The sequence below is a fragment of the Agrobacterium vitis genome (assembly GCF_014926405.1).
In the GTDB taxonomy this organism is placed as follows: domain Bacteria; phylum Pseudomonadota; class Alphaproteobacteria; order Rhizobiales; family Rhizobiaceae; genus Allorhizobium; species Allorhizobium vitis_H.
Genome location: NZ_JACXXJ020000005.1, coordinates 897,463 through 913,842, shown reverse-complemented (window position 1 = coordinate 913,842; position 16,380 = coordinate 897,463). Strand labels below are relative to the sequence as shown.

The window sequence follows — 16,380 nt, the reverse complement described above, 5'->3', positions numbered from 1 at the left end:
ACTGATTCTATGGACCACTTCGCCAAGCCCAAATCCGAGCGACATGATGCAGCGAATCGTCAAGCCGTCCAGGGCGCGAAACCCGGTGCATTGACTGCCACGAATTCCCGGACCCTTGCCTTGCCACTGCGTGCGCCGGGCGCTTCCACCACTTCATAGGCCGAAGCATCCGACAGCAGCGCTTTCAACGCCATAGAATTCATCTTGTGACCGCCGCGATAGGAGCGGTAACAGCCGATGAACTGCGCACCGGCCAGAGCCAGATCACCAACGGCATCCAGCGTTTTGTGACGGGCGAATTCGTCGGGATAGCGAAGACCTTCGATATTGACGACCTTGTCGTCATCGGAAATCACCACGGAATTTTCAAGCGAAGACCCAAGCGCCAGGCCAGCGGCCCACAGGCGCTCCACATCGCGCATGAAACCGAAGGTACGGGCGCGCGACAATTCCTGCTTGAAGCTCTGCGGTGTCAGGTCGCCCTGCCAGGACTGCCGGCCAATCAGCGGGCAATCGAAATCGATTTCCACTTCAAAGCGCGTCCCTTCATAGGGGCGAAACTCAGCCCAGGACGCGCCATTATCGACCCGAACCGGCTTCATCACTCTGATATAGCGGCGCTTGACACCGAGGCTGACAATGCCAGCCTGCTCGATGGCATCGATATAGACGGCGGAACTACCATCCATGACGGGGGTTTCCGGTCCATCGACCTCAACCACCAGATTGTCGAGACCGAGCGAATAGATGGCCGCCATCACATGCTCGACGGTGGCGACCCAATGGGTTGGCGAAGAGCCCAGAACGGTGCTGAGATCGGTATTGCCGACCTGAGAGGCGACAGCCTTCAGCTCGGTAACGGAACCATTGGCATGCTGGCGGTGGAACACGATGCCAGTTCCGGCTTCGGCAGGCAGAAAGCTCATGGTAACAGGCTGACCGGAATGCACGCCGATCCCCTTCAGGGTGACCGGTTGAGCGATAGTCGTCTGGAAGCTCAACAAACCGATTGCCATTCACATTCACCTTTCAAGTCTTCAAATCCGATCCGAGGCCTTTAAGGCTGGACCGGCTAGTCATTTGCCCGTCCATGCCCTTGCGTAACCGCCCGGCCTCGTCGCTTCTGAAGCGCCACCCAACCGCTCATCGGTCTGCCTGGCACTCTTCGTTATCAGGGATATACGTTTGGAAACGCAACAATCCAAATCAATGTTTCTTTCCGATTGTTACGAAACCGAATCCTTGAAAAAACCTTGGAAAACTGTGGATTAACAGCACTGTCTCAACAAGAAATCAGCATCTGAAACAGCCATTATAAAAACAGAAACCCGGATCGTTCGATCCGGGTTTCCAAAACGCATCTCTGGCGAGAGACTCAGTGTCTGGCAGGTTCAAATTGAACCCGCCAGACACTGGATTTTTGTATCGTTTGTCTTTTCGGGAAAACCGGGCTCCACTTTCCCTAAGGCAAAATTTAGTTCGACTGGCGGCGCAAGAAGGCCGGAATTTCCAGCTGGTCGTCATCATGGGCCGCACGCTGCTGCGGCACCTGACGGCCCTGATCGTCCAGATTGCCACGACGCGGTGCATAAAGGCTGGCTTCCGGCGACAGCGGTCGACGCTGCTGGGAGGCGGCGGCTGGCGCTGCTGCGGTCATATCGGAGGCAACATTGTCTTCCTGACGGCCGAGCGAGTTGGTGATGCGGCGCAGCAGCCCCATCGGTCCACGATCCTCGGACGCCTGCTGAGCGGCAGGCTGATTGCGGTGATCAAGCTCGGCCTGCACGACCGGTGAGAAATCCTCGACCTTCGGCATGCGGGACTGTTCTGGCTGGCGCATGACCGGCGCGGCAGGTTCCTGGCGCATGACAGGAGCAACCGGCTCCTGGCGGAAGGTTGGCTGTGGCGCAGCAGCAGCAGGCTGCATGGCAGGCGCTGGTTGCGGTGCACGGGCAACCGGCTGTTCCGGAGCGGCAAACGAGGAAAACAGCTTGCTCTGCGGACGGAAATCGTCAGCAGGCTGAGCAGCGGCAGGCTGCTGCACCTCAGGCTGGGCATGCATGGCGGCCTGACGGGCGACAGCGATTTCCAGTTCGCGTTCCATTTCAGCTTCAGCATTGCGGATCTGCTCGGCGACCGGATCAAGTGGGCGCGTTGCAAAGATCGACGGAGCTGCGGCAACCGGAGCTGGTGCCGGGGCAGCAGCAACAGGTGCTGGCTGAGGCGCAGGAGCCGCAGGAGCAGGCGTAAAGGCAGCGGAAGGACGAATCGCTGGCTTGGCAGAGATCGTGCGCATTTCAGCGCCGCGTGCTTCCAGCGCATTGGCGGCGCGGTCGATGCCGGTGGCAACAACCGACACGCGGATCAGGCCTTCCAGCGCTTCGTCGAAGGTGGCGCCAAGGATGATGTTGGCGTCGGCATCGACTTCTTCGCGGATACGGGTTGCGGCTTCGTCGACTTCGAACAGCGTCAGGTCGCGACCACCGGTGATGGAGATCAGCAGGCCCTGCGCGCCCTTCATCGAGGTTTCGTCGAGCAGCGGGTTGGCAATGGCGGCTTCGGCAGCCTGAAGCGCACGACCTGGGCCGGAAGCCTCGCCGGTACCCATCATGGCGCGGCCCATCTCACGCATCACCGAGCGAACGTCGGCGAAGTCTAGATTGATCAGGCCTTCCTTGACCATCAGGTCGGTGATGCAGGCAACACCGGAATAGAGAACCTGGTCGGCCATCGCGAAGGCGTCAGCAAAGGTCGTCCGGTCGTTGGCAATGCGGAACAGGTTCTGGTTCGGGATAACGATCAGCGTATCGACCGACTTCTGCAGTGCATCGATACCGGCTTCAGCCAGACGCATGCGGCGCGCGCCTTCGAAATGGAAGGGCTTGGTGACGACGCCGACCGTCAGGATGCCTTTATTGCGAGCAGCCTGGGCAACGACCGGAGCCGCACCGGTGCCAGTGCCGCCGCCCATGCCGGCGGTGACGAAGCACATGTGGGTGCCGTTCAGGTGATCGATGATCTCATCAATGCATTCTTCGGCAGCAGCGCGTCCGACTTCCGGCTGCGAACCGGCGCCGAGACCTTCGGTGACATTGGCGCCGAGCTGGATGATCCGCTCCGCCTTGGTCATGGTCAGGGCCTGGGCGTCGGTGTTGGCAACAACGAAATCCACCCCCTGAAGACCAGCGGTGATCATGTTATTGACGGCATTGCCGCCGCCGCCGCCGACGCCGAACACGGTGATGCGCGGCTTGAGTTCGGTAATATCCGGCTTGTTCAGATTGATGGTCATGTTACCCGTTCCTTCTTTCCCTGGCCGCATCGCCACGCTAGCCATGTCTTGTCTCTTGATCGCGCGCCCCGAATCGATTTTTCACCCGCAAGGCGCAGGTCCTCAAAAACTCTCTTTCAACCATTGTCCCACGCGCATCATGCGGCTGTTGCCGGAGCCAGAGGAGAACAAGCCTCCCTGCCCCACGGCGATCTCCTGATCGGCCACCTGCGGATAGATCATCAGACCTACCGCAGTGGAGAAAGCCGGTCCCTTGGCCGCCACAGGCAGGCCAGAGACCCCCATCGGGCGGCCAATCCGGACATTGCGGGCGAGCATCCGCCGCGCAACTTCCGGAAGACCGGTCAACTGGCTTGCGCCACCGGTCAGAACCAAACGCTTGCCGACCACGGGGCTAAAGCCCGATGCGTGGATTCGGTCGCGAATCATCTCCAGAGTCTCTTCAATACGCGCTTGAATGATTCGCGTCAGCAAAGAACGTGGAACTTGGATCGGTAAATCGCGATCGTCTTCGCCGATTGGCGGAATTGCAACAACATCGCGCTCTTCCGAGCCATTGGCAAAGGCCGAACCATGCACGACCTTCAACCGCTCCGCATCCTCAATGCGGGTCGAAAGACCACGCGCCAGATCGGTGGTGACATGATGACCGCCAATGGCGATAGCATCCGTATGGATCAGCTTGCCCTCGGCAAACACCGAGATCGTCGTGGTGCCGCCGCCCATGTCGATGGCAGCGCAGCCCAGCTCGACTTCGTCGTCCACCAGAGCAGCAAGGCCGCTGGCGTAAGGTGTCGCCACCAGGCCCTCGACCGTCAGATGGGCGCGGTTGATGCAAAGTTCGAGATTTTTCAGCGCCGGACGTTCCGCCGTCACCACATGCATGTCGACACCCAGCGTATCACCAAACATGCCGAGTGGATCGCGAATACCGCGCTCGCCATCCAGCGAAAAGCCGGTCGCCAGTGAATGCAGCAGCACCCGGTCACGGCGTTGCGACTGGTGGCTGGCAGCAGACAGGACGCGCTTCAAATCGGCGCTTTCGACTTCCTGGCCACCGAGATCGATGGTGGCGGTATAGACGTCCGAACCGATCCGGCCAGCCGAGACATTGACGATCAGGCTGTCGACGGTCAGGCCCGCCATGCGTTCGGCGGCATCGACTGCCAGCCGCACGACGCTTTCCACCGATTCGATATCGGAGATCACGCCGGATTTCATGCCACGCGAACGCTGATGGCCGATGCCGATCACTTCGACATGATGGGTCCGGCCCGGCAGGACATCGCTTTCCTTGCGCGGCGTCAGCCGGCCGATCATGCAGACCACTTTGGTAGAGCCGATATCGAGAACCGAAACGACATGGCTGCGCTTATGCGAGAGAGGTTTCATACGGGGCAATCCGAAAGAGGAACCGAAGACGCTCATGTCTCTTTCTCCGCCTTGGCGAGGGCCTTGGCGCGAGCCGTCACCGCAGCCTGACGGCGCACCAGCGCCTCGGGTGTCAATTGGACGGTCATGCGATCTGAGAGCCGAAGGTCAACGGCGGCGATGTCGCGGTCCAGCAATTGGTGATCCGCTTCCATCTTGGCCAGACGCGCCATGGCGCCATCGACATCGTCTTCAGGCAACTTCACCACGACGCCATTGTCGAGATAGAGATCCCAGCGACGGCTGGCGACGCGAACATAAGCTTTGACGCGGCCGGTAATCTGCGGCCAGGTGGCAAACTCTCCGGCGATGTCCTGGGCTGCCACTTCGGCATCACGACCAACGAACAATGGCAGGGTGGCAAATTTATTGTCACGCAGCGGCGCAATGATGCTGCCGCTCTTTTCGATCAGCGACAGGTCGGTGCCATGCTGCCAGATACCATAGGCCTCGCGCTCCTTGATATTCACCTCAATGGTGCGCGGATAGATCTTCCGAACCTCGACTTGCTCTACCCACGGCAGGCCCGCAACCTTGCGGCGCGCGTCATCGGCGTCGATAGCCACCAGGGAGGTCGCACCATCCAGACCCAGCGATTGCAGCACATCGATTTCGGACGTGTGAACATTGCCCGACAGCTTGACATCTTCAACCGCAAAACCTGCCGTCGAGGTCATCGCCTCGGCAAAGTCCGGCCAGTGACCACCCTTGACGATGCCGTAGCCACCGACAGCAAGGATATAGGCCGCGAAGGAAATCTTGCCGAGATGTTCCGGCACAGCCACCCTGCCCGAGCAGAGAGCGACGACGAACCGCATCAGCCGACGAACCGGACGCGGCAAGGCCATCAAGCCATCGTCCGCCAGGCTCGGGGCGCGATAAGGTGCAGCCTTGCTGCCCTTTGCAGATTTTTTGCCGCTCACCGTGAACACGACGCGTCCTCCACCATCCAGCTGACGAATTCACCAAAGGAAATGCCCGCATGCGCAGCCATTTCAGGCACAAGCGAGGTTGGCGTCATGCCCGGCTGGGTATTCACTTCCAGCCAGATCAAGTCACCATCTTCAGAAAAACGGTCGTCGTAACGGAAGTCGGACCGACTGACGCCACGGCACCCGATCGCGTTATGGGCCCTGACAGACAAGTCTTGTATTTTTTGGTAAATTTTCGGTGAAAGTTGCGCCGGAATGACGTGAGTCGAACCCCCTGCTGCGTATTTGGAGTCGTAATCGTAGAATGTATTAGCCTTGGCGATCACCTCGGTCACAGCCAGCGCCTTGCCATCCATGACCCCGCAGGTCAGCTCGCGGCCAGCCACGTAGGATTCGACCATGACAGTATCGCCATAGCGCCATTCCGACGAGCCAAGGATCTGCGGCGGATGCGACTGATCTTCCTTGACGATCACCACGCCGAAACTGGAACCTTCCCGCACCGGCTTGACGACGTAAGGCGGCTCGATCGGATGAACATTGCCGATCTCAAAACGCGACATTTGGCGACCGAAAGCCACGGGAATGCCCGCCGCCGCCGCCACGATCTTTGCCTGCGTCTTGTCCATTGCCAGCGCCGAGGCCAGCACACCGGAATGCGTATAGGGAATGGAGAGGTATTCGAGGATACCCTGAATGGTGCCGTCTTCGCCGAATGGACCATGCAAAGCATTGAAGACCACATCAGGCTTCAATTCCTGAAGCACGCTAGCGATATCGCGGGTGACATCGACCCGTGTCACGCGGTAGCCGTGCTCCTCAAGCGCCGATGCGCAAGGGGCGCCAGAGGCCAGGCTGACAGGCCGCTCCGACGAAAATCCTCCCAGCAATACGGCAACATGCTTCTTAGCCATTCACGCACCCAAACAAAACAATCGCGGTTTTCCGCTTTACCTTTGCGCCCGACTTGCGGCGCGAATCGCGCCGGTTCATGCACCTGACATGATAAAACGCCATTAAGGTTAACGAACCGTTTACAGGTGTTAACGGGCAAAAATTACTTTTGTTTTTCTGGGAGTTATCGAAGGCACCCGATGGGTGCGGCCCCAGAACGGAAGGCGCAGGCCCTCAGTGAAGCAGGCCATGCCGATGGGTGAGAACAGAGACAGCACACTGGGTACCGGCAGCGACATGATGGCCGGAATAACAAAAAGCCGTGCCGAGGGAACAATGAGAACCCTATACAGCACGGCTTCAAATTCATCGATCACGTCAACCCGAAGAGGGTCAACGCTTCATCAAGGCTTGGAAACAGACGAGCAGCCCAATATCGAAACGCAACTTAATACGTTCGATGCGAAGCCGCACATCCGTATCAGGGTTCCACAACGCCTGGAACTCGCCGACCATCGGGAAGCCGGCAGCTACAAGGCGCGCCAGGCGGCAGTGGCCTGCGGACCGGGCAAACCAGGGGCGGCATACCGCGGCGAGGCGGCGGAGCGACACAGGATGGCGGTGGCGGCATTGCGCCCGGACCCGGTGGCACAGGACCTGGGCCTGGTGGCGGCGGCGGCATTTGCGCGATGGCTTGTCCCGCCATCAGCACCATAGAACAGACAAACAGAAAACGTCTCATAAATCCACTCCGGAAGCCGCACCGAATAAATCCTGTCATTAATGACTAAATCCTATCATTGATGACGGGAAAATATCGGAGCGATTAAGTCAACAAATCCCACAGGTTGCACTTGTCGACATAGCAATTATATAAATATTTTATAAACAACAACAATGATAAAAGTCAATCTAAACTTCGTTCGTCTAAAGGCACACAGAGATGAGCAGATCGGTCATCCTGATGGTTTCGGATGATTTTCAAGCGGTGTTCCTCGCATGAGGATTGACCAGGAAAACACCGCTTATAGCGCCGAAATAAGCAGAACCAGTTGAAATTGCCCATGCAAATGCGTAAAGCCAACCACTAACGACAAGTGCCGCATACTCTTTGAACGTACGGCACGATTGCGAAAAACCACCATTGAACTCAAATTGGACCCCATCATCATGACTGATGCGATACGCACCGTATCGCCGTCCGCCGAGCCGCTGGCACCTGTTGCATTGAATTCCCCTGCACGAGTCCTGACGGCAAGCCTGGTCGGCACCACAATCGAATTCTTTGATTTCTACGTCTATGCAACGGCGGCCGTGCTGGTTTTCCCGGCGCTGTTTTTCCCCAACAGCGATCCGATGACGGCTCTCCTGGCCTCGTTTGCAACCTTCTCCATCGCGTTTTTCGCCCGTCCGCTGGGCGCTGTGGTGTTCGGCCATTTCGGTGACCGTATTGGTCGCAAGACGACGCTGGTGGCAGCTCTGCTGACCATGGGCATTTCCACCGTGGTGATCGGCCTTCTGCCGACTTACGGACAGATCGGCGTGTTTGCGCCGTTGCTGCTGGCGCTGTGCCGGTTCGGCCAGGGCTTTGGCCTTGGCGGTGAATGGGGTGGAGCCGTATTGCTGGCCACCGAAAACGCCCCGGAAGGCAAGCGCAACTGGTATGCGATGTTCCCGCAGCTTGGCGCGCCGGTTGGCTTGTTCCTGTCCTCGGGCATTTTCTGGCTGCTGCTGCATGTGATTTCCAAGGACGACCTCATGGCCTGGGGCTGGCGCGTTCCATTCCTGGCCTCAACCCTGCTGATCGTCATCGGTCTCTGGGTGCGTTTCTCGATCTCAGAAACACCAGCCTTTCAGAAAGCCATGGACGCCCATGAGCGGGTGGCCGTGCCGGTCGCCGAGATCTTTGGGAAGTACAAGCGCAGCCTGTTCCTTGGCACTTTCGTGGCGCTGGTGACGTTCGTGCTGTTCTACATCGGTACGGCCTGGCTGCTGTCCTACAATATCAAGGTCTTGCAGATCCCCTTCCTCGACGCTCTGGAAATCCAGATCATGAGTTCGGTGGTGTTCGGCATCTTCATTCCGCTGACAGCCAAAGTCGGCGACAAGATCGGTCGCCGCAAGGCACTGATCGGCATTACCGTAATGATCGCCGGTTTCTCCTTCCTACTGCCGGTTCTACTGACCGCAGGTGAGACAGGCGTGGCAATCTTCGCCGCAGGCTCCATGGCCTTGATGGGCATGACCTACGCGCTGATCGGGGCTGCCCTGTCGGCCCCCTTCCCGACCAATGTTCGCTATACCGGCGCTTCGCTGACCTTCAACTTCGCAGGCATTGTCGGCGCGTCGCTGGCACCCTATGCGGCCACCTGGCTCCAGGCCAATTACGGCATGGCCTATGTCGGCTACTATCTCGGCCTTGCCGCCGTGATCACGCTGGTCTGCATTCTCGCCTCGCGTAAAGGTGAAGTTTAAGGTGTCGATGCCCGGCTTGCCGGGCATCGAATGCAAAGTTGAATCAGATTCTGAACAATAAAAAACGCCGCCAAGTGATTCACCTGGCGGCGTTTTTTATGAATTAGCCGTTTGGTTTATTCGCTTGTCACGCCCATGAACGGCTTCACTTCGCTGCCGGGCATGAACAGGCCGAGACGCTTGATTTCCCATTGCAGCTTGACGCCAGACTGTTCGAATACCTGACCACGGATTGTCTCGCCCAGATATTCAAGATCATAGGCCGTGGCATGGCCGACATTGATCATGAAATTGCAATGCAGCGACGACATTTGTGCGCCGCCTATCATCAGACCGCGTCCGCCAACTTCATCGATCAATTCCCAGGCGGAATGGCCTTCCGGATTTTTGAAGGTCGAGCCACCGGTCTTTTCCTTGACCGGCTGCACGGTTTCGCGGTGCTGGCGCACGGCGTCCATTTCAGCCCGGATCGCCGATTTCTCCTGCGGGAAGCCTTCAAACAGACCGCTGATGAAGATCAACCCTTCCGGCGCTGAGGAGTGACGGTAGCCATAGCCCATGTCAGCCTTTGACAGCACATGCAGATTGCCTTGGCGATCCACGGCCTCGACCTCAACCACCCTCTCAGCCGTCTCGCCGCCATTGGCACCGGCATTCATTCTGAGCGCACCGCCAATCGAGCCAGGAATGCCATAATAAAACGCGAAACCACCGATGTTATTGTCCATCGCCATGGCGGCGATATGCTTGTCCGGGCAAATGGCACCAGCGCGGATGCGGTTTTCGCCTTCCAGCTCCAGTCCGCCGAACCCCTTGGCTGACAGACGGATCACCACGCCGGGAATGCCGCCATCGCGCACCAAAAGATTGGAGCCGACACCGACCACGGTCAGCGGCACATCATCGGGCAGCAGTTTCAGGAAGGTGACCAGATCGTCCCTGTCATGCGGCTGGAACATCAGTTCCGCCAAACCGCCCGCCTGAAACCAGGTGACCCGGTCCATCGGCGCGTCCGGCGTCAACCGTCCCCGCAGCGCATCCACACCCGGCCCCAAGCGGGCCAGCAGCTTTTCCCCATCCACCTGTTTCATTCCGATTTTCCCGAAAGCGCTTGCAATTCTGAAGGCAGCGCCGCTGCCCATTGTGTAATATTTCCAGCCCCCAACAGGACCACAAAATCACCCGGCTGTGCAATGGTCGAAATAATTCCGGCCAGCTGATCCGGCGAGGCCAGATAGCGCACATCCCGATGACCGCCCGACCGGATGCGCGATACCAGCGCCTCAGAATCGATGCCCTCGATGGGATCTTCTCCCGCAGCATAGACCGGCGACAACAGAATACTATCGGCATCGTTGAAGCAATTGGCGAAATCCTCGAATAGACTCGACAGGCGCGAGAAGCGATGCGGCTGATGCACGGCGATGATCCTGCCCTTGCAGCTCTCGCGGGCCGCCTTCAGCACGGCCTTGATTTCCACCGGATGATGGCCGTAATCGTCAAACACCTGCACACCATTCCAGGTGCCGGTCAAAGTGAAGCGGCGCTTGACGCCACCGAAGGTGGACAGGCCCTTGCGGATTGCTTCCTCGGAAATATCCAGCCGGTTGGCCACCGCAATGGCCGCGCAGGCATTGGAAATATTGTGGCGGCCCGGCATCGGCAGGGTCAGGTCTTTGAAGCTGAAAACCCGGCCCGTGCGGCGACGGCGGATTTCCACATCGAAAATCGACTTGGTGCCTTCATTGCGCACATTGGAAAACCGCACATCGGCCTGCGGGTTTTCACCATAGGTCACGACCTTACGGTCCTCGATCCGGCCAACCAGCGCCTGCACTTCGGGGTGATCAAGGCACATGACCCCAAAACCGTAGAACGGCACATTCTCGACGAACTGCCGAAACGCGGCGCGCACGGCGTCAAAATTGCCGTAATGGTCCAGATGCTCAGGGTCGATATTGGTGACGACAGCCACATCGGCTGGCAGTTTCAGGAAGGTGCCATCCGATTCGTCGGCCTCGACCACCATCCACTCACCCTCGCCCATGCGGGCATTGGTGCCATAGGCATTGATGATGCCGCCATTGATCACAGTCGGATCGAGCTGGCCCGCCTCTAGCAGCGCCGCCACCATAGACGTGGTCGTCGTCTTGCCATGGGTGCCGCCGATGGCGATGGCATTGCGGAACCGCATCAGCTCGGCCAGCATTTCGGCGCGACGCACCACCGGCAGCAGCTTTTCACGGGCGGCCACCAGTTCTGGATTGTCTTTCTTGATGGCGGTGGAAACGACAATGACCTCGGCATCGCCAAGGTTTTCCGGCTTGTGACCGACGAAAACCTCGATGCCCTTGGCGCGCAGGCGCTGCACATTGGCGCTTTCAGCCTGGTCCGATCCCTGTACCCGATGGCCGAGATTGTGCAGCACTTCGGCAATGCCGCTCATGCCGATCCCGCCGATCCCGATGAAATGCACCAGACCGATGCTCTTCGGCATTTTCATGCTTTCACGTCCTTCATAGTCTTCACGTCCTTGCCTTCGGCAATAGTCTGAACCAGATCAGCAAGCAAGCCTGCTGCCTGCGGTTGTCCCGCACTTCGCGCCGAGGCCGCCATTTGGGCCAGCTTGGCCGGGCTGGTCATCCAGTCCTTCAACAGTGCCGACAGTTTTTCCGGCGTCAGATCCGATTGCGGCACGACAACCGCACCGCCCTGACCGGAAATCGCTGCCGCATTGGCGGCCTGATCGTGATCCAGCGCATAGGGATAGGGGACCAGGACCGCAGGGCGACCAATCACGCCAAGCTCCGATACGGTAGACGCGCCGGAGCGGGAAATCACCATTTGCGATGTGGCGATCCGTTCGGCCATATCGCCGAAGAACGGCGAGACCGACGCGGGAACCTTCAACTTCTCATAAAGCGCCTTCACCCGGTCGGCATCTTCCGGCCGTGCCTGCTGCGTCACCCGCAGGCGCGCCCGCAACACATCGTCCAGAATGCAGATGGCGCTCGGCACGGCATTGGAAAAATGCTGGGCGCCCTGGCTGCCGCCAAACACCACAAGCTCGAATGGATCGCCATCGCCGGACGGCTGATAATCCGTCTCGGAGGCAGCCAGCACGGCAGGCCGCACCGGATTGCCAGTCACCACGGTCTTGTCGGCATAGGCGCCGCCCGCTGGCAAGAAGCCACCGGCAATGGCCTTGACCCTGGGCGCCAGAAACCGGTTGGCCCGCCCCATCACAGCATTCTGCTCATGGATAACAGTGGCAACGCCAAGAGCGCGGGCCGCCAGCAAGGGCGGGATGGTCGGATAGCCGCCAAACCCGATCACCACTTGAGGCTTCAAGCCTGCGATCAGGGTGCGAGCGGCACGATAACCGCGCCACAAGGTCAGCAGCGCTTTCGCAATGGCAACAGGATTTTTAGAGCCGATGGTGGCCGACGGCACGACATGGATGGCGTCGGCTGGAAACTTGCCTGCATAGCGTTCGGCGCGGCTATCGGTCACCAGATGCACGCTATAGCCTCTGGCTCTCAGCTCGTGAGCCAGCGCTTCTGCGGGAAACAAATGGCCGCCGGTTCCCCCGGCGGCAAGAAGAATGAGACCTTTGGTCATGATTTACTCCGCTGGCCCCTATTCTGCTGGAACACCCTGGACCGACCTGAACAAGCGTCGCTCCTGCGAGCGCTTTTCCGGCCGGTGGCGCGTCAGCGCCAGAATGAAGCCCGCTGTCACTCCGATCGCCACCATGGAAGACCCACCATAGGAGATCAAGGGCAGCGTCATGCCCTTGGCGGGCAGAAGCTCCAGGTTAACGCCGATATTGATCATCGACTGCACACCGATTTGCAGGATCAGGCCAGCCACCGCGAACCGATTGAAGTCATTGCGTTCACGAAAGGCATGGCCGAGACCGCGAATGACCAGAAAGGCGAAGATCGACACCAGCAGCAGGCAGAAAATGATGCCGAATTCCTCGGCAGCCACCGAAAAGATGAAGTCGGTATGGGCATCGGGAATGATCCGCTTGACGATGCCTTCGCCCGGCCCGACCCCAAACCAGTTGCCGCGAATAATCGCCTCACGCGCCGTATCCACCTGAAACGTATCGCCCTCGCCGGTCAGGAAGCGGTCGATACGGCCAGCCACGTGCGGCATGGTATAATAGGCAATTGTCGAACCGGCTCCACCGACCAAGGCCAGCACGATGATGAAGATCCACGGCACGCCCGCCATGAAGAACATGCCGCTCCACACCACGGACGTCAGGATGGTCTGGCCGAAATCCGGCTGGACCATCAACAGCGCCACGACGACCATGAACAGCAAGATAGCAAAGAAATTGCCCGGAATATCCGGCTGGCGGGCATGTTCGGCGAACAGCCAGGCGCAAACCACCACGAAGGCGGGCTTCATGAATTCCGAAGGCTGGATCGACAGGCTGCCGAAATTGATCCAGCGATGCGCGCCCTTGACCTCCGGCCCGAAGAACAGCGCCAGGATCATGAGGGCGATCGAGGCAAGCAGGATGAGGACAGCGGCGCGGCGCACCTGCCGGGGAGACAGGAAGGACAGGCCGACCATGGTCGCAAGGCAGGGAATGGTAAAGGCGGCCTGACGGCGCACGAAATGGAAGCTGTCCAGCCCGATGCGCTCGGCCACCGCCGGCGATGCGGCAAAGGACAGCATGAAGCCAATGCCGAGAAGCACGATGAATGTTACCAGAAAGAGCCGGTCGATGGTCCAGAACCAATCCGCCAAAGCTCCACGTTCTGCACGGCTTACCATGTCATGTCTCTCCTGAAGCCTGTTGGATCAGCATCGTCACATCGTCAAGCCCGGCTACCAGCGAAACGAAGGCTTCGCCCCTGACTTCAAAATTCTTGTACTGGTCGAAGCTTGCGCAAGCCGGGGAGAGCATCACCGCAACTTCGCCGCCATTCATATCACCTTGCGCATCGGCGCTGGCATGGGCAAGCGCCCGGTCCAGCGTGCCGGAAATCTCGTAAGGAACGGCATTGCCAAGCGTGGCGGCAAAGCCGGACGCCGCCTCGCCGATCAGATAGGCCTTGGCAATGCGCGCAAACAGCGGTGAAAGGCTGGCAATCCCGCCTTGCTTGGGCAGGCCACCAGCAATCCAATAGATCCGCTCGTAACTGGACAAGGCCGGTGCTGACGCCTCGGCATTGGTCGCCTTGCTGTCATTGACGAACACCACATGCCCCCGCCGCCCAACCGGCTGCATCCGGTGCTTCAACCCTGCAAAGGAGGACAAGCCAGCCTGGATTTGCTCTTTCGATAAACCGACCGTCAGGCAAGCGGCGATGGCGGCTGCCGCGTTCTGGGCATTGTGGCTGCCACGCAGCGTGGCTATCCCGTTCAGGTCGGCGATCACCTCGGCGGCTCCACCAGAGCCACGCACAATCCGCTGGCCGTCATTATAAAGGCCGTCGGTCAAAGGCTGGCCCTTGGAAATCCGCACGACCTCTTTGCCCGCCTCTTCCAAACGCTTGGCGATCTCAAGGCAATAGTCGTCATCGACGCCGATGATCGCCACACCGCTGCCTGAGACCAGCCGCTCCTTCACCGCCGCATAATTCTTCATGCTGCCGTGGCGGTCGAGATGGTCGGGGGTGAGGTTGAGAAGAATGCCTGCCGTCGGGTCAATGCCCGGCGCAAGATCGATTTGGTAGGATGAGCATTCCACCACATAATAACGATCAGGTGCGGGCGGCTCCAGGGTTAGCACCGCCGTGCCGATATTGCCGCCGATCTGCACATCATAGCCGTTGTGGCGCAGAATATGGCCAATCAGCGCCGTGGTGGTCGATTTGCCATTGGTGCCGGTAATGGCGATGAACGGGCAATCCGGGGCTTTCCCCTGCCGCTCGCGCACGAAAAGCTCGATATCGCCGATGATCTCGACGCCTGCTGCCTTTGACAGTTCCACCGTCCAATGCGATTTCGGATGGGTCAGCGGCACGCCCGGCGACAAGACAAAAGCGGAAAGCCCGCTCCAGTCAATCTGGCGCAGATCCCGCGCCTCCAGCCCTTCTGCCCGCGCCTTCTCGACACTATCAGGATTGTCATCCCAGACCGTCACCGCTGCCCCACCAGCCACCAGGGCGCGAGCCGTGGCGAGGCCGGAGCCGCCAAGCCCGAACAGGGCGACGCTGCGATCGGAAAAGCTGGTAACCGGAATCATCGCGCCCTCACCGCAGCTTCAGCGTGGCAAGGCCCAGCATGGCAAGGCCGACAGCAATGATCCAGAACCGGATGACGACCTGGCTTTCCGTCCAGCCCTTCTTTTCGAAATGATGATGGATCGGTGCCATCAGAAACACACGCTTCTTGGTGCGCTTGTACCAGAACACCTGGATGATGACCGACAGGGTTTCCATCACGAACAGCCCGCCAATGATTACCATGACGATCTCGTGCTTGGTGGCCACCGCCACCGTGCCGATCAACCCGCCCAAAGCCAGTGAACCGGTATCGCCCATGAAAATTGCCGCTGGCGGCGCATTGAACCACAGGAAGCCAAGTCCGGCCCCGATGACCGCGCCGAGAATGACGGCCAGTTCGCCGGTACCCGGCACGAAATTGATCTGCAAATATCCTGAGAACACCGCGTTACCGGCGAGATAGGCAATCAGCCCGAAGGCCGCCGAGGCGATCATCACAGGCACGATGGCCAAACCGTCCAGCCCGTCCGTCAGGTTGACGGCATTCCCGGCGCTGACGATGACGAAGCCGCCAAACACGATGAAGAAATAACCGACATTGAGCAGCGCATCCTTGAAGAACGGAAACGCGATGGAGGTCGCCAGATGCGGGCCTTGCGGCGCGGAAATCTTTGCCGCTTCCATCATGAAGAATACCGCGATACCGGCAATCAGAAACTCGATGGCCAGCCGCGCCTTGCCGGAAAACCCCTTGTCCGATTGTTTGGTGACCTTCAGGTAATCGTCGTAAAAACCGATGGCACCAAAACCCAGCGTCACCAGCAGTGTTGCCACCACATAGACATTGGACAGATCAGCCCAGAGCAGTGAGGAGCCGACAATACCGGCCAGAATCATCAGCCCGCCCATGGTTGGCGTACCGGACTTCTTGAAATGAGTTTGCGGCCCATCGGCGCGGATCGGCTGGCCCTTGCCCTGGCGCACTTTGAGAGAGGCGATGATCTTCGGCCCGAACAGGAAGACGATCAAGGCTGCCGTGAACATCGCCGCCCCGGTCCGGAAGGTGATGTACCGGAACAGGTTGAAAAATTGTACGTGGTTTGCGAGTTCAACAAGCCAAATCAGCATAAAGGCACTTTCTAACATCTATCCAGCCCGCGACGCG

General features: G+C 59.3%; 13 protein-coding genes. 2 read left to right on the top strand and 11 right to left on the bottom strand.

The genetic code is table 11. From position 1 onward, the window contains the following. Nucleotides 1-59 precede the first annotated feature (59 nt). From lpxC to IEI95_RS15310, 5 genes are all read right to left on the bottom strand, one after another. The gene (gene lpxC / locus IEI95_RS15330) at nt 60-1,016 is read right to left on the bottom strand and encodes a UDP-3-O-acyl-N-acetylglucosamine deacetylase (protein WP_156533476.1); all 957 of its coding nucleotides are present in this window, start codon (nt 1,014-1,016) and stop codon (nt 60-62) included. A 458-nt stretch (nt 1,017-1,474) separates the two neighbouring features. Next, complete coding sequence (gene ftsZ / locus IEI95_RS15325; RefSeq protein ID WP_194416674.1) at nt 1,475-3,292, bottom strand: cell division protein FtsZ; 1,818 nt, start codon at nt 3,290-3,292, stop codon at nt 1,475-1,477. A 102-nt stretch (nt 3,293-3,394) separates the two neighbouring features. After that, nucleotides 3,395-4,720, bottom strand: coding sequence for a cell division protein FtsA (gene ftsA / locus IEI95_RS15320; protein ID WP_015916499.1), 1,326 nt, complete (start codon nt 4,718-4,720; stop codon nt 3,395-3,397). After that, on the bottom strand, nt 4,717-5,655 hold the full coding sequence (locus tag IEI95_RS15315) for a cell division protein FtsQ/DivIB (protein ID WP_194416673.1): 939 nt from the start codon (nt 5,653-5,655) through the stop codon (nt 4,717-4,719). Before IEI95_RS15315 ends, ftsA begins: the two co-directional genes overlap by 4 nt. Continuing rightward, the gene (locus tag IEI95_RS15310) at nt 5,643-6,569 is read right to left on the bottom strand and encodes a D-alanine--D-alanine ligase (RefSeq protein WP_087728684.1); all 927 of its coding nucleotides are present in this window, start codon (nt 6,567-6,569) and stop codon (nt 5,643-5,645) included. The genes IEI95_RS15315 and IEI95_RS15310 overlap by 13 nt, the downstream gene beginning before the upstream one ends. A gap of 235 nt (nt 6,570-6,804) precedes the next feature. Here IEI95_RS15310 and IEI95_RS15305 point away from each other — a divergent pair, with 235 nt between their 5' ends. Continuing rightward, a complete protein-coding gene (locus tag IEI95_RS15305) occupies nt 6,805-7,266 on the top strand; it encodes a hypothetical protein (protein ID WP_156533479.1) in 462 nt (153 codons plus the stop codon). Nucleotides 7,267-7,719: 453 nt separating this feature from the next. Beyond that, entirely contained in the window at nt 7,720-9,024 is a 1,305-nt protein-coding gene (locus IEI95_RS15300) for an MFS transporter (RefSeq protein WP_156533480.1), read from the top strand. Nucleotides 9,025-9,140: 116 nt separating this feature from the next. On the opposite strand, the gene murB is transcribed toward IEI95_RS15300, so the two are convergent. From murB to mraY, 6 genes are read right to left on the bottom strand one after another with little or no spacing between them, the layout of a single operon-like run. Further along, a complete protein-coding gene (gene murB / locus IEI95_RS15295; RefSeq protein WP_156533481.1) occupies nt 9,141-10,115 on the bottom strand; it encodes a UDP-N-acetylmuramate dehydrogenase in 975 nt (324 codons plus the stop codon). Further along, on the bottom strand, nt 10,112-11,527 hold the full coding sequence (gene murC / locus IEI95_RS15290) for a UDP-N-acetylmuramate--L-alanine ligase (protein ID WP_156533482.1): 1,416 nt from the start codon (nt 11,525-11,527) through the stop codon (nt 10,112-10,114). Before murC ends, murB begins: the two co-directional genes overlap by 4 nt. Continuing rightward, nucleotides 11,524-12,645 (bottom strand): undecaprenyldiphospho-muramoylpentapeptide beta-N-acetylglucosaminyltransferase, encoded by a 1,122-nt coding sequence (murG, locus tag IEI95_RS15285; RefSeq protein ID WP_156533483.1) that lies wholly within the window; start codon nt 12,643-12,645, stop codon nt 11,524-11,526. Before murG ends, murC begins: the two co-directional genes overlap by 4 nt. Before the next feature lie 18 nt (nt 12,646-12,663). After that, a complete protein-coding gene (ftsW, locus tag IEI95_RS15280) occupies nt 12,664-13,818 on the bottom strand; it encodes a putative lipid II flippase FtsW (RefSeq protein WP_015916506.1) in 1,155 nt (384 codons plus the stop codon). A 1-nt stretch (nt 13,819) separates the two neighbouring features. Beyond that, entirely contained in the window at nt 13,820-15,235 is a 1,416-nt protein-coding gene (gene murD, locus IEI95_RS15275) for a UDP-N-acetylmuramoyl-L-alanine--D-glutamate ligase (protein ID WP_156533484.1), read from the bottom strand. A gap of 7 nt (nt 15,236-15,242) precedes the next feature. After that, nucleotides 15,243-16,343 carry a phospho-N-acetylmuramoyl-pentapeptide-transferase gene (gene mraY, locus IEI95_RS15270; RefSeq protein ID WP_060717637.1) on the bottom strand — a complete coding sequence of 367 codons (1,101 nt, stop codon included), beginning with the start codon at nt 16,341-16,343 and terminating at the stop codon, nt 15,243-15,245. Nucleotides 16,344-16,380: the final 37 nt, after the last annotated feature.